This is a genomic window from Metabacillus sp. KJ11-3 (assembly GCF_055808295.1).
This window is the reverse complement of the sequence record NZ_CM147865.1, coordinates 2,017,092-2,040,303: the sequence shown is the minus strand read 5'-3', so window position 1 is coordinate 2,040,303 and position 23,212 is coordinate 2,017,092. Positions and strand designations below refer to the sequence as shown.

The 23,212-nt window shown below is 39.5% G+C and carries 18 protein-coding genes and 2 pseudogenes; 2 read left to right on the top strand and 18 right to left on the bottom strand.

What is annotated here, in order from left to right:
• The first annotated feature begins 335 nt into the window (after window positions 1-335).
• Window positions 336-1,214: an AraC family transcriptional regulator gene (locus AC0L8O_RS10370; protein WP_473447888.1), complete on the top strand. Its 879-nt coding sequence runs from the start codon at window positions 336-338 to the stop codon at window positions 1,212-1,214.
• Window positions 1,215-1,554: 340 nt separating this feature from the next.
• On the opposite strand, the gene AC0L8O_RS10365 is transcribed toward AC0L8O_RS10370, so the two are convergent.
• The 13 genes and pseudogenes from AC0L8O_RS10365 to AC0L8O_RS10305 form a co-directional block, all read right to left on the bottom strand.
• Window positions 1,555-2,616: a glycoside hydrolase family 76 protein gene (locus AC0L8O_RS10365; RefSeq protein ID WP_473447886.1), complete on the bottom strand. Its 1,062-nt coding sequence runs from the start codon at window positions 2,614-2,616 to the stop codon at window positions 1,555-1,557.
• 79 nt (window positions 2,617-2,695) lie between these two features.
• On the bottom strand, window positions 2,696-3,520 hold the full coding sequence (locus AC0L8O_RS10360; RefSeq protein ID WP_473447884.1) for a sugar phosphate isomerase/epimerase family protein: 825 nt from the start codon (window positions 3,518-3,520) through the stop codon (window positions 2,696-2,698).
• 47 nt (window positions 3,521-3,567) lie between these two features.
• Window positions 3,568-4,620 (bottom strand): oxidoreductase, encoded by a 1,053-nt coding sequence (locus tag AC0L8O_RS10355; protein ID WP_473447882.1) that lies wholly within the window; start codon window positions 4,618-4,620, stop codon window positions 3,568-3,570.
• A gap of 31 nt (window positions 4,621-4,651) precedes the next feature.
• Entirely contained in the window at window positions 4,652-5,554 is a 903-nt protein-coding gene (locus tag AC0L8O_RS10350; RefSeq protein ID WP_473447881.1) for a sugar phosphate isomerase/epimerase family protein, read from the bottom strand.
• Window positions 5,535-6,503 (bottom strand): Gfo/Idh/MocA family protein, encoded by a 969-nt coding sequence (locus tag AC0L8O_RS10345; RefSeq protein ID WP_473447879.1) that lies wholly within the window; start codon window positions 6,501-6,503, stop codon window positions 5,535-5,537. Before AC0L8O_RS10345 ends, AC0L8O_RS10350 begins: the two co-directional genes overlap by 20 nt.
• Before the next feature lie 61 nt (window positions 6,504-6,564).
• Window positions 6,565-6,669 (bottom strand): annotated as a pseudogene (locus AC0L8O_RS10340) (FIMAH domain-containing protein); the annotation flags it as partial.
• A 44-nt stretch (window positions 6,670-6,713) separates the two neighbouring features.
• Window positions 6,714-8,372: a glycoside hydrolase family 76 protein gene (locus tag AC0L8O_RS10335; RefSeq protein WP_473447877.1), complete on the bottom strand. Its 1,659-nt coding sequence runs from the start codon at window positions 8,370-8,372 to the stop codon at window positions 6,714-6,716.
• Window positions 8,373-8,433: 61 nt separating this feature from the next.
• Window positions 8,434-9,066: a YesL family protein gene (locus AC0L8O_RS10330; RefSeq protein ID WP_473447875.1), complete on the bottom strand. Its 633-nt coding sequence runs from the start codon at window positions 9,064-9,066 to the stop codon at window positions 8,434-8,436.
• A 19-nt stretch (window positions 9,067-9,085) separates the two neighbouring features.
• A pseudogene (locus AC0L8O_RS10325) lies at window positions 9,086-9,956 on the bottom strand (carbohydrate ABC transporter permease).
• A 15-nt stretch (window positions 9,957-9,971) separates the two neighbouring features.
• Entirely contained in the window at window positions 9,972-10,907 is a 936-nt protein-coding gene (locus AC0L8O_RS10320) for a carbohydrate ABC transporter permease (RefSeq protein WP_473447873.1), read from the bottom strand.
• The gene (locus AC0L8O_RS10315) at window positions 10,894-12,180 is read right to left on the bottom strand and encodes an ABC transporter substrate-binding protein (protein ID WP_473447871.1); all 1,287 of its coding nucleotides are present in this window, start codon (window positions 12,178-12,180) and stop codon (window positions 10,894-10,896) included. The genes AC0L8O_RS10320 and AC0L8O_RS10315 overlap by 14 nt, the downstream gene beginning before the upstream one ends.
• A 24-nt stretch (window positions 12,181-12,204) precedes the next feature.
• Entirely contained in the window at window positions 12,205-13,494 is a 1,290-nt protein-coding gene (locus AC0L8O_RS10310) for a glycoside hydrolase family 125 protein (RefSeq protein ID WP_473447869.1), read from the bottom strand.
• A 205-nt stretch (window positions 13,495-13,699) separates the two neighbouring features.
• Window positions 13,700-14,863 carry a GntR family transcriptional regulator gene (locus AC0L8O_RS10305; RefSeq protein WP_473447867.1) on the bottom strand — a complete coding sequence of 388 codons (1,164 nt, stop codon included), beginning with the start codon at window positions 14,861-14,863 and terminating at the stop codon, window positions 13,700-13,702.
• A 226-nt stretch (window positions 14,864-15,089) separates the two neighbouring features.
• Here AC0L8O_RS10305 and AC0L8O_RS10300 point away from each other — a divergent pair, with 226 nt between their 5' ends.
• Window positions 15,090-16,076: an NAD(P)-dependent alcohol dehydrogenase gene (locus AC0L8O_RS10300; protein WP_473447865.1), complete on the top strand. Its 987-nt coding sequence runs from the start codon at window positions 15,090-15,092 to the stop codon at window positions 16,074-16,076.
• Between the two features lie 234 nt (window positions 16,077-16,310).
• Here AC0L8O_RS10300 and ppsA read toward each other — a convergent pair whose 3' ends face one another.
• From ppsA to AC0L8O_RS10275, 5 genes are all read right to left on the bottom strand, one after another.
• The gene (gene ppsA, locus AC0L8O_RS10295) at window positions 16,311-18,914 is read right to left on the bottom strand and encodes a phosphoenolpyruvate synthase (RefSeq protein ID WP_473447864.1); all 2,604 of its coding nucleotides are present in this window, start codon (window positions 18,912-18,914) and stop codon (window positions 16,311-16,313) included.
• A 349-nt stretch (window positions 18,915-19,263) separates the two neighbouring features.
• Complete coding sequence (locus AC0L8O_RS10290; RefSeq protein ID WP_473447862.1) at window positions 19,264-19,824, bottom strand: Uma2 family endonuclease; 561 nt, start codon at window positions 19,822-19,824, stop codon at window positions 19,264-19,266.
• Between the two features lie 506 nt (window positions 19,825-20,330).
• Window positions 20,331-21,230, bottom strand: a complete 900-nt coding sequence (locus AC0L8O_RS10285) for a ketose-bisphosphate aldolase (protein WP_473447860.1) — start codon at window positions 21,228-21,230, stop codon at window positions 20,331-20,333.
• Window positions 21,231-21,249: 19 nt separating this feature from the next.
• Complete coding sequence (locus AC0L8O_RS10280; protein WP_473447858.1) at window positions 21,250-22,104, bottom strand: class II fructose-bisphosphate aldolase; 855 nt, start codon at window positions 22,102-22,104, stop codon at window positions 21,250-21,252.
• A 19-nt stretch (window positions 22,105-22,123) separates the two neighbouring features.
• Window positions 22,124-23,212: a PTS fructose transporter subunit IIC gene (locus AC0L8O_RS10275; RefSeq protein ID WP_473447856.1), complete on the bottom strand. Its 1,089-nt coding sequence runs from the start codon at window positions 23,210-23,212 to the stop codon at window positions 22,124-22,126.

Here is a 23,212-nt window from a genome sequence, read left to right as displayed (position 1 = left end):
CTTTCCATTTTTATAAAAGTTTAGTTGAACTTTAAAGTAAAGATCCTTCGTATAATCTCATTCTCTTGAATTGTTACCAGTAAAATTAGATCTGGTTCACTTCTATTACATATATTACAATTATCTCTTAAAATAAGAATAACATCTATTAATTATTTTTAAACCTTTATCTACGTTTCAAATCATCCTCCGATTCATTTATAGATAGAATGGTCTTACTAATTTGTGTGAATATTGAGTAATGGCAAAAACAACTTCCGATCTATTCCGTACAAAAAATATCAAGTGAATAATAAATGGCAGCGATATGATGAGTATGTAAAGGAGGGAAATGAATGGTACAAGAATTCAATCAATTAATGGACTATATTGAATTACATTTAACAGAAGAAATTTCCGGGAAGGATATTTCAAAAATTGTGGGGATGTCTGATTATCATTTTAAAAGAATGTTTTCGTATATGGCCGGAATGTCATTGAATGAGTATATCAAGAACCGGAGATTATCAGTTGCGAATGTTGAATTAATAAATGGAGAAAAAGTGACAGATATTGCCTATAAATATGGTTATCAGTCACTTGAAGGATTTTCAAGAGCCTTTCGTGAGTGGAGTGGTTTTTTACCATCGGAAGTAAGTAAAAATAAAATCCAAAAATCATTTCCCAAATTTACCTTTTTTATTGATATTAAAGGAGGTATATCGATGGAATTCAAACTAGAAAAAAAGGAAAAGTTTACGATTGTAGGTGTTTCAAAACGAGTGCCGATTCAATTCGAAGGTGAGAACCATGCGATCATAGAACTAGCCCAGTCCATTACCGAACAACAAAGAAATGAAATGCATCAATTAGCTGACTTATATCCACATCAAGTCTTGAATGTATCGTATGATTTTGATGAGGGTTTCCTGGAAGAAAAAGGTTCCCTCACTCATATGATTGGATTAGCTACGACAAAAGAAAACCCATTCGATGATTTAGAACAAATTTCTATTGAGGAAAGTTTATGGGCCATCTTCCCTAATCAAGGGCCATTTCCTGCTACACTTCAAGAAACGACTGCAAAAATTTATTCTGAATGGTTACCTTCTTCAGATTATGTAGTAGCTGATTTACCTGGAATTTCATTTACAAAGTATAGTGGTACATCGGAAAATGTATATAGCGAAATTTGGTTGCCGGTAAAGAAAAAAGACAGCGATAAACGAGGATAATTCTTATACTTAGAGACGTTTTATGATGTTAAATTTGCATGTTTTATAGTAGACCAGTCAGTAGTGACTGGTCAGACTGTTGACAAACGCTCGCTTTCTTCGTTACTCACCTTACTGCGGTGCTCATTACCAACACCGGTAACTCCGCTCCTCACAAGGCTTCGTGCCTCGAAAGCAAGCGTTAGCAATCAGTCTGAAAGGCTAGCAAATTTTACTTTGTCTACAAGCTGAAGCCAGTCAGTAGTGACTTGTCACTTATTAATATGGCGGGAAGTGTACTCCCTCCTCGTAATATTTACTAACCCATTATTTTTTCATACGATTATTATTTTTCAGCTGTTCATTTACTTCGTTCAAGTGATGCTAAACATTCAAATAGAAATACACCGCTTAGCTGGATGCTTAAATCAATTCCTTTTGTTAAGTCGGGCTGCTCGCTCCAAAGATGATTGAAAATCGTTTTATCTTTGTTTGTCCCGTGCTGCCAAAGTTTTTCCGCATTCATCTTAAGATAAGTGAGGATAGCTTCCGTTCTTTCAGGTGCTGTTGCAATTAATTCGGTGAAATATCGGATCATAATTCCTTTAAACAAACCACCATCACCGTTACCTTCACTTTTCAACACATTATGCGTTTTGTCGTGTAATTTTTCAATTGCAAAATGAGCGGTTTTTAGCGCTTTTTCTAAGTATTGATTGTCGTTTGTCATTCGGTACAGCTCTACTGCTCCACCTACATACACTCCTTGGCAATACGTGAATTCCCAATCAGTATCGATCTGACCATTACCAAGGCGGTTAATACCGTCCATGACAAAGCCGGTTTCTTTATCAACGAGATTGTCATCAAGCCAAGTGAAAAGTTCTTTTGCAAATTTGAGGTCTGCTTCGTTTCCAAACTCTTTATATAACCTGGCTGCCAAAATGATCGCCGGACCATTTGCTGGTGTATTTTTATAACCAAGCTGCTCTTTATGCCAGGCTATACCTCCACCCATTTGGTCATTCCAGCCTGTCTTAATATCATCCCATAGAATGTGTACATCTTTTAAATAGTCTTCGTTAGTTGTAGCTTGATAGCTTCGAAGTAATGCAAGAGCCAACCATTCCATATCGTCATATAGGAGATTTGTAGGCTGGCCGCCATTCCGAAATAAAAGCCCGTTATATTCCTTTTCAATTAAAAATGTAATCTCTTCGTCATTTGTCCGATAATATGCGTCTACCAAACTATCAATTGCATGCGCATACCACCAGTAATGAAACGTTACATTTGATCTGTTATCCGGATTTGGGTAGTGATTGTTGAACATATTTAAATGATGATTCCAGTAATTTTGCAGCAAACTGTTAAATGCTTCCTGCGCTCGTGATGCCCATTTCGTTTGATTTGCGATGTTCATTGCTTCCTCCTCTTTCTCTATAAATATGTCAAAAGCTACATTACCACTTTTAAATGTAAAGGGGCTCATCCCCATCGATTTAACGTAAGTACGTCTGCTTCATTTTCTCCAACCCATAACGGGCGACCTCCAAAGCAGATTGGTTGTGATAGTTTTCGATAAACAGTTCCAATGACAAGTAACCGTTGTAATTCATCTTCTCTAAGTAAGTTGCTATCTCTGCAGTCGGTGCGATCCCATCACCCGGGAATACGCGATCTTTGTCGGTAATTGATTTTCGCGTCGGGTGTGCTGGATAATCGTTCACATGGAAAATTCCGATGTGTTCAGATTTAAGATAAGCAAGACCACTAAAATGGCTTCCGCCCGTATACATATGAAACGGGTCAAGCAATAACTTTACGTCAGGAAGACCACTTTCAAGTGCGATAAACATGGCCTCACTTAGGGTACTTAGTTTGGGAGCTTTACCCCAGAATTCGAGGTAGACGTCAATTCCAATTCGGTCTGCAAGCTCACTTAATTCAGTGAAATGCTCAGTGATCTTTTGTAAAGGTAGAGCTGCCATGTCTCCGCTCGGAGGTGCAGCAACAGCTTTACATCCAATTTCTTTTAATAGTGTCATTTCCCTCTCTGCTTCTTTGAGCCCCTGCTGTCTTGTCCCTTCATCTGCATCCGACCATTTGAAAAAAGTAATCGCATTGACCACTTCGATACTGCTCACTTCGATGCACTCTATTAACTCTTTTATTGAACCTTCTTTTTCAAGATAATCCTGGATATCCTTTACCCATAACTCAATGCCATCATATCCTGCATGTGCTGCTACCTTGATTTGATTGATTACATCCAGGTCAAATGGAAAAAGTGTTGAAGCATTTAAAGAAAATTTAACGTCACGCATTTAATTCACCCTTTTGTAGGAACTTATGGTTAATGAAATAGGATTTATTACTCAACATCAACCGTCCGACCTTCTCGACTACTCACAAGCGCCAGTTCAATTAACTTAATCGCCATCTTCGCCTCCTCAGGTTTTACAATCAGCTCAGCACGGCCAGTTATTGCATCATACATATTTTGATAGTACGCTTGGTAAGCACCGGCAACTGTTTCAACGGTACCTACTACATGGAGATTATTCACCACTGTGTTCAAAGTGCCCCACATTTCTTGTGATTCCTTGCCCCACCCGTTTTCAGCAGGTGAGCGTCCTGCTATTAACGCTTGTTCCTGGGGATCATTGCCATACTTCACAAACGAACCCTTTGTTCCATGCACGACATAACGTGGACCAGGTTCTCTGGCCAGCACAGTGGATTTTATGGTCACGCTTAAGTCATGGCGGAATCCTAGTGTTACATCAAAGTAATCATCCGCTTTTGTATCTGCCCTCAAAGACCGGACTTCTGCACGGATTTTGTCTGGTTTCCCAAATAGACAGAGGACTTGATCAAAAAAGTGCACTCCAAGATCATAGAGCACCCCAGAGCCTAGTGCATTGCTGTCACGCCATTTATCAGGATTCGCATCCGGGATATACCGGTCCCAGCGAAAAATGGCTTCTTTTACATTACCCACCATTCCGTCAGCTAAGACACGCCTCAACGTCATAAAATCTCCATCCCAACGGCGGTTGTGGAAGACGCTTAAAACTTTTCCTTGTTCCTTTGCCAATTGTGATAACTCATCTGCTTCAGCCGAGGTTGTTGTAAACGGTTTTTCCACGACAACATGTTTCCCTGCAAGCAATGCGTCACGTACAAATTTCACGTGGTCAGTGCTTGGTGTTGCCACGACAACCAAATCAATCGCATCATCTTGATAGAGATCGTCGACATGACTGACGACCTCTAACTCAGGATACCGCTCGTTTGCGCTCGTGCTGTGGCGCTGGACGATTTTAGTTACCTGTAAATTTGGTATACTTGTAATGACCGGTGCATGAAACGTCCTCGATGCAAATCCGTAACCGATTATGCCAACTCGAAGTTTTTCGTCCATCGATTCACCCCTTGCATGTAAGAATCTATTATTAAAAGTACCTCCGCAAATGCTCTGCAGCTTTCACGATCCCTTGTTGCTCGGCTTCCAGTATACCCCAATAGCGGTGATCTTCTAATTCGATACTGATCGGTCCATTGTAGCCCAACTGTTGTAAACGAATAGCAACTTTCCCCCAGTCAACTTCCCCGTGGCCTGGGATTGTGTATCGCCAAGAGCCTTCTGAGAATAAGTATTTTTCCGTGAAAGTCGACTGCAGCACACCACATTCATACAGATCATCTGTTAACATTTCAGTGTCTTTGCCATGGCAGTGATTCACTCGTTCCCCAAACTCAGACAACACGCGGATATAGTCAATTCCTAAACGGACCAAATGTGATGGATCATAGGTCATTCCAAAATGCTTCGATGGGATCGTGTTGAACATTGCCCTTAATGTCTCCGGCGTACAGCCCAGCGTTGGATAGTATGGTGCCGGTCCTGGCCAGCCTTCGATGGCAATGTATAACCCATTCTGTTCAGCATGTTGAATGATTTCAGGAAATGTTTCTTTCCAAATTCCGAAAGAATCTTTTCGTGACAGCGTGTGATCCTCAGGTACAAGACACATGAACAGCACACGTCCTCCAAATGCAGCGATGTCAGTCATCTGTTTTTTCACACTGTCAACTGCATCTGCACGGCGTTTTTCATCTAAACTAAAAAGTTGACCAACCTGTGCAACATCGACGGTTCCGATCCCGACACCTGCGTTTTCACAGGCAGCTTTTACTTCCAGCGTGAGCCGAGGGACATCAAGTGTGTCCAATTGAACTTTCGCAGCCCAGCTTGCAACTTTTTCAATTCCTTCACTACCGATTTTTGGTGGAATCCGCATTCCTATATTAAAATTCATGTAGTCAATTCCTCCTTTAGTAAGGCTTGTAGCCAACTGATTCATAAACCATTTCCGAAAACTTAACAACCTTTAAAGCAAATTCTCCTGGCACCTGTACATCCCCATCTCCACGGATCGCATCTATGAAGCTTTTGTCTTGATTCGTTGTTGCCTTAGGTAATTCCGGTACGACTGGTTCTTCTCCTGTTAAATGAAGGGTTATTTTATCGTTGTCATAAAAAATGGCTCCCTTTTCACCGCAGAATACGTATGTTTCATGCCAAGCCGGTGAGTAACCGACAAGGTTCAAACCGGCAACCGCACCTTCTTTAAACTGAATTGAAGTGAATGTATCGATTTCTACCGGTGCACCCTGTTGAGAAAGCTGTGCCGTTACTTCAACTGGTGTTAATCCTGTCGTCCAAAGCAATACATCGATTATATGGCTGCCGGAGTCCATTAAAAATCCTCCTCCAGATAATTTCGGATCCTTGCGCCATGAATACGTGTCGTTCGAACCGTTCCACCATTGCTGGTACAATGATGCTGTAACAGATGTAACCTTTCCAATTTTTCCGGCAGCGATTGTATCGTGAATATAAATAAATTCCGGCTGAAAATGGCGTTGGTATGACACTTGCATGATCATTCCTGTTCGCTTTGCCGCTTCAATTAATTGCTCAGCCTCATGTGATGAACATGTCATCGGTTTTTCGATTAACACGTGCAACCCCTTCTCCAACACTGCTGTTGCTTGTTCAAAGTGCAAAGTATGTGGTGAACAGATAACAACTCCATCCAATTCTGCCTGGTCGAGCATGTCGCGGTATTCTGTAAATTGCTGAACATTTTCTAATCCCGCTTTTTCGATAAATCTCGCCCTTGCGTCAGGACTCACATCTGTTATCGCTGTAATTTTTACATTTTCAAGTTCCAGCAGTTGCCCTGCATGTACTTGAGCCATTCCACCTGTCCCGATAAATCCAATTCGAATCGTTTTCAACCGTCCCACTCCTTTTCCTACCTGTTTATGAATTGACTAATTTCTTCAAATTGTCACTTTATTATTTCAATATTCTGTCTACTAAGTGTTGAAGTTCTTCATAAGCTGCATCGGTGACATGACCCTGTTGCTTCCCTTTTTGTAAATGCTTTTCAAAGTCTTCAAGATGTTTAAGTGCCTGCTCAAAGTGTCCTTTGCCAAGATGGTGCTCTACTTGTTGATACGATTGCTAAGTTTTTTCACTACGGATTTCTCCAAATCACCCGCTGCTGCATAAACGTTAATCTTCACAGCTAACACATCACTCACACTGTCAAACATAATCGGTTCGAGTTCTGCTGCGTGCTCCATCAGCATAACGCCGCTTAATTGCTGACTAAGCTCAACAGGGGTATTAATGGCACCTTCCCATGATGATCCAAACAAAATTACCGGCTCTTCCTTTGTTTGATTCCAAACACTTTTGGCATTTTTAATGATCCATTCAGCAAGATTGACTTGTGACTCGTCTGCTTTTACTAGCTCTGTTACGTAACGGACGAGAATTCCTTTAAATAATCCACCATCGCCAGAGCCACCTTCATAGATGATTCCGTTGTGATTGGAGAATCGTTCTTTTGTCGTTTCAGCTGTCTGAATGGCAGCATCAAGGTATTGTTGATCACCTGTTAATTTAAAAAGCTCAACAGACGCCCCGATATAGACACCTTGGTTATACGTGAACTCCCAGCCTTTATCGATATTTCCATCACCTGTCCGATTAATGCCATCCCACACTAAGCCGTTTGCAGGATCCACTAATGTTTCCTGGTGCCAGTTATAGATTTTCTTTGCCCATTTTAAATCTTCTTCTTTTCCATACTGCTCAAATAGCCGTACGGCAAGAATAACTGCTGGTGCATTTGATGGTGTATTTTTGTAATCAAGTTGGAATTTGTTCCACGCGATGCCGCCGCCAAATTCCTCACTCCAGCCAGTTTTAATGTCTTCCCATAGTGTAAACACTGCTTGTTCATGCTCCGGATTATCGGTGTAGCTGTGCAAACGTTGAAGAGCAAGTGCCATCCACAACATATCATCATAAAAATCGTTACGGATATCACCGCCGTTTCTTGCTTTAACACCTTCATATAAAGCTTGCGCTTTGTCGAGATACTCTTTATCACCTGTTCGTTCATAACCGTCAATTAATGTGTCAATTCCATGTGCCTGCCACCAGTAATGGAATCGATCATTTGTTTCGCTATCAGGATATTGATTATTGAACATGTTTCGATCATTGTTCCAAAAGTTTTCAGTAAGCGATAATTGAGCCTGCTCAGCTTCTTCTTTTAATCCCCATGGCACTAGCTCTGTTTCACTTGGTTCTTTTACAGTCAGACTGTCATAGTTAAGCCAGTTCGTACTGCCTCTCGAAGAATCAAAGCCAAGAGTTATCGTATTTTTCCCAGCAGTTAAGCTGATGTCGTTAACATTCGCAGTTTGCCAGTTCCCCCAGCTTCCTGTTCCAGAAAAACGTACTTGATCGACAATCTCTTCCCCATTCACTTCAAGATAGCGGGTAGCAGAGCCGGCACCACCAGCATATTTGAACACCAGTGTGTAGCTGCCATCACTAGGTACGTCCACTTCGACATCGACTTTTTGACCATCTCTGCTCCAGCCGGCAACATAGCCTTCACCGAAATAGCCTGCTTCCGAGTTTTCTGTTCCGACGTTATATAACGTTCCTTGTGCTGCATCATACTCCTCACTCCATAAGCTTGCAGCTTCAACCTGTTCTGAATGAAATAGAGTTGTAACAAGTAATGAGAATATCATCAATAGGACTGCCGGCAAAACGGTCATTCCACGCCATTTAGTAAGCATAATGTCACTCCTTTTTATAATAAATAAAGCGGTTACAATTAAAACTTGATATATGAAACTATTAGACTTCTGATACCTGGTTACTGGTAGCTGCTTTTTCTGACTCAAGCCGGCCATACTTCCTAAACACCGGCAATAATACGACCATCACAAAATAAGCAGAAACGCTGACCATAAAGAACAAAAACAAGATTGGAAATGCAATCAAAATGCGAGAATAAAAGAGTACTCCAAAATTGAGTGCAAATAGAGAAAACAACACAAATGATACAACCGGGTGTCCTAGTGCAATCACACTTGATAGTTTTAAATGATTCAAAAATGATGCATGAAAATACGTAAATACAGGCAGCAGATATAGGGATATCATGAAAACCAGCACCGTCACCACAAAAATTGGTATGGCAAGTAGTAGTGAGGAATGAACAGATTGGATCGCAAGTGATATCAAGACAATATTTACAAACATGATCAAATAGCCGTAGGCATTAGCCTTGATAAAATTTTCCACATAGTAATTCAGGAAAGAAGCTCCTATGCCCTTTTGATTCCCCGTTTTTACATCCCGTATCACCATTAACAAAGCGACTGTTGCTGGAAAAAAGCCCAAGAAACCAAATCCGCATAATGTGAACAAAATCCATAATAAATTCAATCCAGCTGCCTTTGCGATCCATACCATCCATTTATACATTGTTTCACCCTCTACCTCATTAGCTTTTAATCCCGGAGAAGTTTGCCCCGTCAATAAAGTATTTTTGTAAGTACATGAAGAGTGCAATGATTGGCAAAATGATGATAATCGTCGCTGCCATCATCGGTCCGTATGCTGTTTGTTTATCAAAAGTAAATGCTTGAAGCCCTATCTGTACTGTGTATAATGATCTGTCATTTAAGACGATTAACGGCCACAGGAAACTGTTCCAGCCTTGCTTGGAATGTGAAAATTCCAAGTGTTGCTAACGCCGGTTTTGTAAGCGGCAAGTAAAGATTCCAATAAATCCGAAACTCACTGCAACCATCAATCCTCGCTGATTCCATATACTCATCCGGTAAGGTTAAGAAAAACTGGCGCATAAAGAATACTGCGAACGAACCGGCCGCACCTGGAAGAATAACCGCCCAAAAGTTGTTCAACAATCCATGCCCACCTTGGCCTAAAATGTCATTTCCACCCATTAGTGGCATATTGTTTAGGACGATATATTGCGGGATCATGACAACTACACCGGGAATCATCATAGCTGCCAATAACACTGCAAAAATAACTTTTCTTCCTTTGAATTTGAGTTTCGCGAAGGCGTAACCACTCATTGAACCGAATAAAAGATTAAAGAACACTCCCATTACTGCAAGATAAAGTGAGTTAAACAAGTAACGTCCAAACGGTACTGATTCAAATGCTTCGATATATTGCTCAAAGGTGATCGTCGAAGGAAGCCACTGCAGAGGAATCCGAAATATCTCAGTATCTGGTTTTAGTGATGTCAATAAGCTCCAAATAAATGGCATAACCATAATCACTGCAATAGCTGAACTTACGATATAGAAGATCAGCTTTTTAATATTTTCACTTCTTTTCATCTCAGGTCCTCCCTTCTATTGATCCTTACTTTGATTAATCTTAAAGTTAATGGCCGTAAAAATTAAAATGGTGATGGTCAGAACAAGCGCCTGTGCTGATGCATACCCCATTTGCAGCTGTTGAAAGCCTGTTGTATAAATGTGGTATACGATTGTTTTCGTGGAATTCGCAGGTCCCCCTTGCGTTAACACGTATGCCTGGTCAAAAATTTGAAGTGCACCAATAATCGTCATCGTACTTACTAACAATGTTGTTGGGCGTAGCATTGGAAATGTAATATAAATAAGTTGTTTAAAGGCTGAAGCACCATCAATCTTTGCTGCTTCATAGAGCTGCGTTGGAATCCCTTTAATACCCGCCATGTAAATAATCATGTTTCCACCAACACCCAACCAAAGCGTAACAGCAATTACAGATGCCATTGCTGGCCCTGATTCAGACAGCCAAGCAGGTCCAGAAATTCCAACAAAACTAAGCATCTGATTGATTAATCCATATTCTGAGTTCAATATCCATAACCAAACGATTGATGCCGCCACTGCTGATGTTACTGTCGGCATGTAAAAAGCGAGTCGGAAAAACGTAACACCACGAAATGGCTGTGTGACCAAAACGGCTAAAAGTAATGAAATAATGATCATTAGCGGCACAAAAAACAGGGTTAACACTCCGACATTTCGGAATGTCTGCCAAAGAATGGCATCGTCAATTAGTCGTTTGAAATTATCAAATCCTACCCATTTCATTGAGCTGATAATGTCATAATTAGTAAAACTTAAGAAAATAGCCATTCCAATTGGAATCACCATAAATACAATAAACAGAATGAGTGTAGGTGCAATTAGGAAATACGCAGCCCGCGATTGGTATCGGTTAAATGAACTTTTTTTAGGAACAGAATCAAGAGAGAGTGCACTCTCTTGAATTCTGTTAATTTTATTCAACTTCATTTTCCTTAAGCATCCTATCTCCCTCTTTTTGGGCTTTTTCTAACGTTTCCTCTGCTGATTGCTCTTTCAACACGAATTTCTCCAGGTTCGGAATTAAGGCATCAACCTCTGCAACAGAATAACCCGGGTGACGTGGACGGATTTTAGCAAATTCTAATGAATCGATGAATGGCTTCCAAAATGGATCGTCTTGGAAGAACGGATCCTCAAGAGCGACTTTGTTACCAGGAATGTTCAAGCTTGTTTTACCCCACTCAAGTGCATTTTCCGGTTCTGCTAACCACCATTTAATGAACTCCCATGCTGCTTCTTTCTTTTTAGAAGCTTCTGGCAGAGCTAAACCAAAGCCACCCATAACCGCACCTTTGTCACCATTTGGACCGGATGGCGGTGGGACAACTCCGTAATTTAACTGATCACTGTATTGCTCATACGTACGTAGATCCCATGGTCCCGTAAAGTGCATCGATGATTTACCTGTTATGAAAGGATGCTGAGCACCTTCGAGTCCTTTGTCAAATCCAGTCTTATACACTTCATCTTCAAACAGCAATTGATTCCAAAATTCCAGCACTTCTAAACCTGCTTCACTATTGTAGGCTGTTGCAGATAAATCTTCTGTCAACATCTGGCCACCAGCCTGTTGAAGCCACATATTGAATAATCCCAGATCATTTAAGGAAAAACCAACTCGTTCAAAGTCTTTTCCATTTTTAACAGTTAGCTTTTTCGCTGCTTCACGAAGCTCTTCCCATGTGGTCGGAGGCTCTATGCCCGCTTCTTCAAAATGGTCTTTATTATAGAATAAGGCACGTGTATCAACTGTTAATGGAAGACCATATAAGTTGTCATCATAGCTTAATTCCTTTAATGCTTCCTCGTAGAAATCGCCATCTGAGATGCCGTCCGCTTCCATATATTCGTTAATCGGATGCAGCACGCCTTTTGGTGCATAAAGCGATGTTCTCCAGCGATCCCAAAGTAAAACATCAGGAACTTGGCCAGACGTAATACCGGTCATAAATTTTGTGATTAAATCTTCTTGAATGACGTATTCTACTTCAATACGGTCTTGAGATTTGTTAAACTTTTCAACCATATGGTTAAACTGATCTTCCCCATCACCTGTCCAGTCACCCCAGAAGGTCAGCTTCACTTTTTCATCACCTGAACTACTTTCACTTTTACTAGAATCTTCACTGCTGCAGCCTACTAATGCTAAACTCAGCAGTACCCCCAGCAACAGCATCCAACCAAATCGAAATTTTCTCATCCCAGCCACCTCTTTATCATTTATTCACTTTTTAGAAGCGCTTTCAACAACACTCATGATAAACTCACAATACATCGCGTTTGCCCATGAAAACCATTTACGCGTGAATTGTGTCGGGTCATCAACATGAAAACCCTCGTGCATATATCCAGTATCTGCATCCGTTGTTTCAAAGAGTCTTAGTAACTCCGCTTTTTCTTCTGTTGAATTTGTCGTAAGTCCTTGGATAGCGAGAGCAATATGCCACACATATTGATCAGGCGTATGTGGACTTCCTATCCCCTTTGCAGCTTTTCCTTCAAAATAGTAAGGATTATCTTCACTTAAGATAAATGCTCTAGTATTTTGATAGATTTCATCTTCAATACTGCAAAACCCCAGGTATGGCAAAGCAAGTAAACTCGGAACATTGGCGTCATCCATTAAATTATATTGACCAAATCCGTCTGTCTCGTATGCATACATTTTTCCATACTTTGGATGGTCCACAATGCCATATTCATTAATTCCAGATTGAATTTGGTTCTTTAACTCTGTTACACTACTAATAAGGTCACTAGTTTTATAGAAACTGGTTAAAATTTCTTCCAAGTAGTTTAGCACAACGACAGCAAACATGTTGGAAGGAATTAAATAGCCATACATACACGCATCATCACTCGGTCTAAACCCTGACCACGTCATACCCGTGTAACAGACCGGTTCTCCCAAACCGTCCCGAGTGAGCGTGTCTGATGGCGGACAATTTTTTCGTTGAAACCGATATGGTGATTGTTCTTCATGGTGCTGTTCAACTTTCCAAACTCCAATAATCTTCTTCACAGCCTTCAAAAATTCGTCATCAAAGTGACTTGTAATTGCAGTCTTCTTCCAAAATAAATAAGATAATTGTATAGGATAACAAAGTGAATCAATTTCATATTTTCTTTCCCAAATCCAATCGGACATATCAGTTAGATCATTTTGATGCCCGGCTCCGTCAGCCTCTTTATTAAAGGCATTTGCATACGGATCAATATTGACATAATCAATTTGGCGTTTAATCACCCCCTCAATGATCGTTGAGATTGTTTCATCACGGTCAGCAAGTGCAAGGTATGGTTTTACTTGTGCAGCCGAATCTCGCAGCCACATAGCTGGAATATCTCCTGTAATAATAAAGGTAGATTGATCTTCAAGGCGCTTAACCGTTGTTTGAATCGTATTTTTAAAGCAATTCTGAAACATCTTCGCAAGCTTTGGACGATCTGCCAGACGGCACGTGATATCATCCATCATGTTAATCATTGTTGCAGGTAATGTATTTGTTTCCATCTATGTATTTCACCTCCTTTTAGTGAAGCGCTTACAAATAGTATAATTGTTATATAAATAGTATGTCAATAAGTAATTTAATATTACATTTAATTATATCATTTAAAAATTTTTATTTAAGAGATAGATAATGGTATATTGAGTTTTTGTCTTTTTTACAAACAAAAAAGTGCCTCCAATCTTATGAAGACACCATTCACCCATATTATTTTTTAATTGTAACTGGAGCGGTCGAGTTACCAATTACTAGATTAGCATCTAGCAACACCCGCTTTGGTACAACGGCTTGATCCTCTTTATTTCGTAGTTTCAAAAGGAGTTCAAATACTTTTTGCCCCATTTTTTCCTGATCTTGTGCCAGGTAAGTTAATTGAAATTCACCTATATGTGTTGGCGGACTATCAAAACACATAATCGAAACATCTTCAGGTACACGCATCCCCAGCTCTTTAACCGCTTCATTCGCCATTAGAGCGATGTAATATTCCGCCGCAAATAAAGCTGTTACTGTCGGGTGGTCTATTAGGTGTTTCTTTATTTTATCTATATCATGCCTAATGTTAGGTGGCCTAAAAGAATTAGGAAGTGTTGACGTAATGTTATTCATCCATAAATCTCGGTCAACGATGACTCCCTTTTCTGCATGAGCCTGTACAAATCCTTCAATACGATCTTCTAAAGCAGTTGTATCATTTGGGGGTGGCGTCAGCAGGCCAATATGCCTGTGACCTAACTCCAGCAGGTATTCTGTTCCTTTTCTGGCCGCTCCAACGTTATCCGTGCTTACCGATGCAGTGGAAATTCCCTTTAAATGACGGTCAACCAGAACTAACGGAAATTTATTCAAGACGAGTTTTAAGATCTCTTCACTAAAATATTCTGCTTGAGCAGGAAAGACAATGAGTCCATCAACACCAAGCTCAACCAATTCCCGAATCGCTTTTTCTTCAATATCTGAAATTCCAAAGGAGCGGCGCAGTATGAGGAAGCAAGAATGTTCGGTTGTACACTTTTCAATGGATGAAATAAGTGCTGTCCCATAACTATCATCAAAATCTGTTATGACTAGACCAATCATTAGTGGTGTACGCTTTTCCTCTTTCGAAGTCGATTCGACTAATTCAGGTACCTTCTCTTCGTCGCTAGAATTTTGCTTCACAAACGAACCTCTTCCCGGCTGTCTAACGATCAAACCTTCTCCGGCTAACATTTCCAATGCTTTTTTTGTTGTAATTCTACTGACATCATATTGTTCTGACAATTCTTTTTCGGAAGGAACGCGGTCTCCTTCTTTATACACACCTGATATAATATCTTTTTTTATGTTTTCATATAAAACCTCATATAAAGGCTTTGTCAAAGCAAACACCAACTTTCAAAAAAATAGATCTATACATAATGTTATATCATGATATATCATATGTGTAAAGGTTTTCATTAAGATTACCTTTATTAGAAATTGAACTGTCCAACTTTATTATGGCGTACATACAGATCTAACTACCCATCCTTCTTATATTAAAAAGCAAACCTTTGGTCTATTTATTCGTGCTATTCGTATGATAGTAATGAATAATACGGATTTGAGGTGGATAATGAAAGCAATCGTGTATACAAATTACGGATCCCCCGACGTTCTTCAATTGACAGAAGTAGAAAAACCGATTCCTAAAGAAAACGAAATTTTAGTGAAAGTTAAAGCAACAACCGTAACAGTCGCAGATATTCGAGCGCGAAGTTTTACAGTTCCACCCGCTTTTTGGCTGCCTGCCCGATTAACACTTGGTTTTAGAGGACCAAAAAAAGAGATATTAGGGATGGAGTTAGCTGGTAAAATTGAGTCTGTTGGAAAAGCTGTCAAAAAGTTTAAGACAGGTGACCAGGTTTTTGCAGCCTCTCTCTCTGGGTTTGGTGCCTATGCCGAATATATTTGTTTACCAGAGGATGGTCCTGTGTCTATAAAACCGTCCAATATAACGTATGCAGAAGCTGCTGCCATTCCAATTGGAGCACGGACTGCTTTGTATTTTCTTAGAAAAGCCAATATTCAAAACGGGCAAAAGGTTCTAGTGTATGGTGCGTCAGGAAGTGTAGGAAGTTATGCGGTTCAGATTGCCAAGTATTTCGGTGCCAATGTTACAGGGGTATGCAGTACGACAAACTTGGATTTGGTAAAATCCTTAGGAGCCGACAAGGTCATTGATTATACAGCAGAGGACTTTTCCGGGTCAGACGAGACTTATGATGTGGTCTTTGAAGCAGTAAACAAAAGTTCTTTTTCAGCTTGTATGAAGGTGTTAAAGAAAGACGGTACATATATAAATGTAACTGAACCGTTACCAAATGTTAACATGCTCTGGACTAATTTGAAAAGCCGCAAGAAGTTATTATTTAGTCGAAATGCACCTGAAACATCGAAAGCACTGGATTTCCTTAAAGAACTTGTTGAGATGGGGAAATTAAAAGTGGTCATAGATAGATACTATGATTTTGATGAGATTGTTAAAGCTCATCGATATGTGGAGAAAGGGCATAAGCGTGGAAATGTTGTGATAATAGTGGAAGAAAGCAACGAATCCTAATAAAAGAAGTCCTTCATGCGTTCTCTTAGGTAAATAAATTAGTAGTTTCATAATATTGTGAATCAAACATTTGGCTCCTGTTCTCCCTCATAATAAATTAAGACGAATGGTGAACAGATGAAAGAGCTCCTGGGATACTTTTCTATAAGCTTGATTGTCAATCCGTAGGCTCATTCCTAGACAAAAAAGGTACGAGATTATTCCTCATACCTTTTTCATGTTGATACTCAACACTTACAAGATTTCGATATACCCTTCTGTCCCGTTCACCCGAATTCGTTGCCCATCTTTTATTAGCTTAGTAGCATTATCCACTCCAACAACTGCCGGTAAGCCATATTCACGTGCGATAACGGCTCCATGTGTCATCAGTCCACCCACTTCGGTGACAAGGCCTTTTATGGAAACAAACAATGGTGTCCAGCTGGGGTCAGTGAATGCTGTAACTAAGATATCTCCATCTGCTAAATCAGCATCTTCCATATTTAAAATGACACGGGCACGTCCCTCTATAACTCCGGAAGAAACAGGTAAACCTGCTATCGCTTCGGCCGGGAGATTTTCTCGTTTGTAGTCACCTGTAATGATTTCCCCGTCAGACGTGATAACGCGCGGTGGAGTTAGTTTTTCATATAATTTGTAATCATTTTTTCGTTTGGTGATGATTTCGTAATCTAGATATTTTGTGCGGACGACTTCTCCGAGCTCTTCAAAAGTAAGGTAATAGATATCTTCTTTTTTATGAAAAACTCCCTCTTGTTGGAGCTTTTCGGCTTCCTTCAGTAGAGCCTGTTTATAAACAAAGTAACGATTTACCATGCCGTATTTAGGGTATTCTCTGTATCCGCTGAAATTCCGGATAAGAGCGATTTTTTGTTTTGTTTCTTCAGCTTTTTGTTCACCATCCGGTAATTGCTTCAAGCGATCTAATAATTCCTGTTCTTTTTCAAACGCAACATGCAGTCCTTGCTCAAATTTCCGTTTGCTTTCATGAGGAAGAAAGTTTTTGACATTACTTAGAATCATAGGTACAAGTGTAATTGGTTTTTCAATCCAACGAGTTTTCGTTATATCGATTTCACCGGCACATCTCATTCCGTATTTATCGAGATAAGTTCTTATTGCAACTTCGGTTTCCTGTCCACCCTCAAATTCACTTAATTTTTCCAAGAAGTTATTATCTTTTACATGTTGTAAATACTCAATGACGTCTGGATAAGGACGAATCACATCAGCAACATCCAATAAATCCAGTCCCATTTCCGAAGTAATATTGTTTGGAACAGATTGAGAAAGTATATCTGCTACATTCTTTTCACCCAACCACTCCAGCATTTTTTCATTGATCCATGATGAAGCATTCATAGCAGCCATAATAACAGCCGAGCTTTGTGGGTCAAATAAAACCTTCTTTAATTCCTGGATATCTTCCAAAATAAAATCAACTAATTCTTTTCCTGATTTCGATTGGATGTTATGTCTTAACTCTTCTATCGATGTTTGATTTTTCTTTATTAAATCAGAAACGATTTTTGGATCGTTTTCGATTTGTGATTGAGGACCTGCTTTATTGGTATCACTAGGACCTGGGATATTTATTGGATCTGGTGATGTTTTTATAAAATCTTCTCGCCCAAGCACCGTCATGAGTGCATCTTTTATAAGAGGATCGGATTTTCCCAAAGCCTCTATCACCATTTTTCCTCTGACAGGTGAAGCTAAATTATTCGTCACATCAACAAACAACCTGCCACCAGCTGTACGCATAGGTGCGGGAGTTGTTAACAGGTAAAAAGACAATCCCAATGGTTTCATTGGGTCAGTCATCATTTGTTGATGACCAACAGATACATAGACGCGATTTTCTTCTGTCTCCGTTTCAGGTATCGGGTATAAAGTTGTGATCGGACGGCTCTGGACAATGTAAAAAGTATCATCAACCAAGCACCATTCAATATCTTGTGGGCAACCAAAATATGCTTCGATCTGCCTGCCGATACGTGCCAGTTCTAACATTTGTTGATCAGAAAGTGTTTGGGCTTTTTGCTGATTAGGATCAATTTGTTTTGTCTCTGTTCCGCCTTCTATTCGTCCATAAACAGCTAGTTTCTTGGTTGCTATCATTTTATCAACGATTTGATCTTCCTGTACCTTATAACAATCTGCAGATACCAAACCTGAGACCAGTGCTTCCCCCAGCCCAAAACTTGCATCAATAGAAAGTAATTTTCGGTTGGAAGTAATCGGGTCAGCGGTAAATAAAATCCCTGAAGCCTGGGGAAAGACCATTTTTTGAATGATGACTGATAATAAAACTTCACTGTGGTCGAACCTATTTTGCATCCGGTAGATGACCGCGCGCTCCGTAAATAGAGAAGCCCAACATTTACTGATATGCCGCAGGATGGCGTCTTTTCCGATAATATTTAAATAGGTGTCTTGTTGACCGGCAAAAGAGGCATGTGGTAAATCTTCAGCGGTCGCACTAGAACGCACTGCATATGCGTGTTCCTCGCCGAACTTGGAGAGATAATGAGTAACTTCTTTCACAACATCTGAAGGAATTTCTACTTCCATTATGAGTTGTCGCATCTTACTGCTAATTTCACGAATTTGATCTCGATCTTCAACTTTTAGCATTGCTAATTGATCCAATAGAGCATGGTACTTTTTGTTTTCATTGATGGCTTTTTGAAAACCTACTGTTGTAACACAATATCCTCCGGGAACTTGTATTCCTTGGATTTTTGATAATACCCCTAAATTTAACCCTTTACCGCCTACGAGCATAAGCTGCGATTTTTCGACCTCTTGAAAATCGAGTACCAAAGAACTCATTCCACATCTCTCCTAACGTTTCATGTTCAATTGATTTTAGCAGTAGTAAAGGGGAATAAACAGTCTATTTTCACCAGTTTTTACGTGGTATAATTAAGTTAGGAAGAGGTTGAAGAAAAAGTTTTTTAGTGTGAGTATTTAAGGTCTAGGGATTCTCTCTCTTCTGAAATATTTGGTATATAAAGGAATCCTAAGAAAACATGAAGAATTAAACCAACTTCATGAACGGAAAATATGTAAAATAAAAACAAAAACACTCACAAACGTTGATTAACAACATTAGTGAATGTTTTTATTTATTTTATATCAAATATTTTCCCAAACCATCAACAAAACCGTTCCCATACTACTAAAATATTTCCTCTAAATCAATTTTGAATCCAACTAGGAACTTCGAAGTAATGATCCCATTCCTTGTTTTCATATCATGTTGATCATACATACTTTCGTCATTAAGAGCATAGACAGTGATTGAATGTAGCATCGGATTGACAATCCAGTATTCTTTAACACCATAATTCATGTAAAGATTTAATTTAGTAATTAAATCATGCGATTGATTAGATGGGTTAAGGGTTTCAACAATAAGATTTGGAACTCCACTATACCGTGATTCAGTAAAACCTCTTTTTTCACAAATTACGCTTAGATCTGGTATGACAATTTTCGTTCCTTCTATGATTTCATTTTTTAATTCAATATCAAACGGAGCATGAAAAACTTCACAATGCTTTCCTTCAAGAAAATTGCCAAGTTTAATATGGAGTTTGCTAGAAATTCTTTGATGTTTTGTTGAGGGTGATGGTGACATATAGATGAAGCCGTCAATATACTCTAAAAGATGTTCGGACTTCTCTCGAATTTTAAAATAGTCATCAATGGACATTGACTCATTTATGTACAAATTCATTCCAACCATCTCCTAAACTTATTCGTTTTATTATTTTATCATATTTCATAAAGTGAAGAAATCAATACTATCCTTACATATTTACGCTTTAAATCAATCATACCCACTTCAAAATAACCAACCTAATTATTTTTATCTAAAAAATGAATGGGTCTATTTTTAAAAGGATCAAATCATTTCAAGTCGCATCATTCCTCACTTTCTGGTCTTTGTGTATAATAAAGACTAGTGAGTTAGTATCGTTTTATATTCTTCTTAGATCGAAATGTCACACTTTATTCCATATAACCTATTTATCCATTTGATTGGATCATTTTATATATATGTATATGAAACGAAACTATTAAAGACATATTTCTATATCAACAGGTCATAAATACTTAATTAACAACAAATAAATAGTACCATTTATTTCAAACAAAAAAGGCATGGATTCCCCATACCTTTAGAACTTTGTGACATCCTTCACAAGAAGCGCTGCTACTACTATATGATTTTCGAATCCTTTACAAAAATTCGTTCCTCCAAGCTAAAACCTTCTCTTCACGATATAGGTCTGCTTTATCCTGAGAGTTAAACAAGTTCATTTTGTATTTCACTACTTCTTTCGCAGCATCGATACATTCCGGATAAATCACGTTTGGATCCCAGAGTTCGGTTGCTGCTAAAATTTCACGGCATTTTTTATAGAAGGCATATTTATAATCTGATGAAATGTTTACCTTTTGTATCCCAATTTTTACTGCTTCGGCAATTTCTTCATCCGGATTCGCTGAGCCTCCGTGAAGGACGAGTGGAATATCTACCTCCTGTTTAATCGCCTGCAGAATATCCATGCGGAGTTTTGGTTCCATATCTTTTGGATAGATGCCATGACATGTACCGATTGCAACAGCCAATGTGTCCACACCTGTGCTTTCTACAAATTCCTTTGCATCTTCAGGTCTTGTGTAAATAACCTCAGACACACCACCCTCTACAGAAGTTCCTGTGTTTCCAATTGTTCCTAGTTCACCCTCCACTGACACACCTAATGGATGGCTGATGTCGACGATTTCTTTTGTTAGTTTAATATTTTCTGCAAGTGGTAATAGTGAGCCGTCAATCATCACTGAGCTGAAGCCGACCCGTATTGCCCTCATAATATCAGCTACATTTCCTCCGTGATCCAAATGAAGGACAAATGGGACATGGCTGTTTTTAATTCTGTTTAGTACATAACTGAAGAAGTCATCCTTTGTAAACTCTAATTCTGTTGGATGTACTGCGATAATGGCTGGCGAATTATTTTTCTCTGCCTCCTCTACTACAACTCTTAGAAAATTACTATCTGCTACATTGAAAGCACCTACTGCAAATGTATGTTCCTTTGCCACTTCTAGTAACTGTTTCATATTTATTAACATTTTCTTATCTCTCCTTTTATTATATAGATTTGTTTTCAGATCCGGATAATCGGATATAATATTTGACTAATTCTGTACCCGCAGTAACTGTATGGTGGATTACATCAAAGTAACTCAGTTCCGGGTCCTCTCTTAAGTCAGTTTTTATTTGTTGTACCTGAGCATTCATAAAGTCTGAACCAACATTTATTTTATTGATCCCAAGCTCAATCGATTTTCTTATATTTTCTTCCCCACACCCTGATCCTCCGTGGAGAACGAGCGGAATATTTGTTGCCTTTTTTATCTTTTCGACAATATCAAATCGAAATTCAGGTACATAGCCATCAGGGTAATTTCCATGACTTGAGCCAAAAGATATGGCTAAAGCATCTACTCCTGTTTTTAATGCAAACTCAATTGCAATATCAGGATTGGTATACATTTCGTCATCTGTCATACGGTCACTGGATAAAGAGCCAATGCTTCCGACTTCCCCTTCTACACTGGCATCATAGGTTTGGGCAAATTCAACCATATTGCGGGTAATGTCAATGTTTTTCTCGATTGGATAGTTGGAGGCATCCATCATGACACTGGAAAATCCATCTTTTAAGCATCTTTTGACAAACCCGATATCCTGGCCGTGATCTAAGTTGATCGCAACCTCCACGCTTGCTGCATTTGCCATCTCAATGATTGGCTGTGTCAGAAGTTTGCTGCCTAAGTGGGCCATCAGATGATCTTGAAGTAAATCAATGATAATCGGTGCCCTTAATTCCTGAGCTGCATCGATCACAGCTTTAGCCGTTTCCAAGTTAAAACAGTTAATCGCCATGACCGCATATTTGCCGGTATTTGCACGAGAAAGCATGCCTTTCATTGATACATACATAATTATCGCTTCCAATCTATTAAATTGTTATTTTTATATCTGAAAGATCCATCTCTTCTTCCTCTGTCATATCCTCGGCCAATTCATTTGCAGGTTCTTTCTTCCATAAAAACAACATGACACCGGTAACAACCGATCCAATCAGTAATGCTAATAGGAAAAGGAATGGATGTGTCATTGCTGGTACGATAAACAATCCACCTGATGGAACAGGTGATCCCACACCCCACATCATCGAGAATCCGCCACCGATTGCAGCACCAGTGGTACAAGAAACAACAACTCTTACGATATCCACAGCAGCAATAGGAATGACACCTTCTGTAATCATACACACTCCCATCGGAAATGCGATTTTAATGTTGTCTTCTTCCGATTTGGTGTAACGCTTTTTCCGAAGTGCTTTTGATAAAACCCAGGATATCGCAACTCCGAACGGAGGTACCATAGAAGCTAGAATTTTTACTGCTTCAGGTTCATAAATCCCCTCGAGTAAAAGCCCATCGGCAAACAGTGAAGCCACTTTATTAACCGGTCCCCCAAAATCAAATGCTGCCATTCCACCTAAAATAGCTCCAAAAACGAATCTCATCGACCCTTGCATACTTGTTAAAAAGGAAGTTAATCCATCTGTTGCCCATACAATTGGAACTCCAAGGATAAAGAACATCAGTAACCCGACCACAATACTGGAAATCAGCGGAATAATCATCATTGGCATTAAGCCCTCTGCCCATTTTGGTACTTTTAAATGTTTCTTCAGGAACAAAACAAAGTAACCTACGATAAATCCACCCAGCATACCGCCTAAGAATCCGGCCCCTATTGCATTTGCAATAAGCCCCATTAAGAGCCCCGGAGCGATACCCGGCCGATCAGCTATCGAGTAGGCAATCGCACCTGCAATAACAGGAGCCAGCAACCCCATTCCAATAACACCTAAAGACACAAGTGCTGATGGAATTGAATAAGCTTCCTGATAATTTTCAATGACCGTTCCACCGGTTAAATTTCCAATCGCAATTAGTAGTCCTGATGCGACAACAAGCGGTAACATAAAGGATATAGCGGTTAAAGCATGCTTCTTAATTTGAAGTTTTTTTAACAT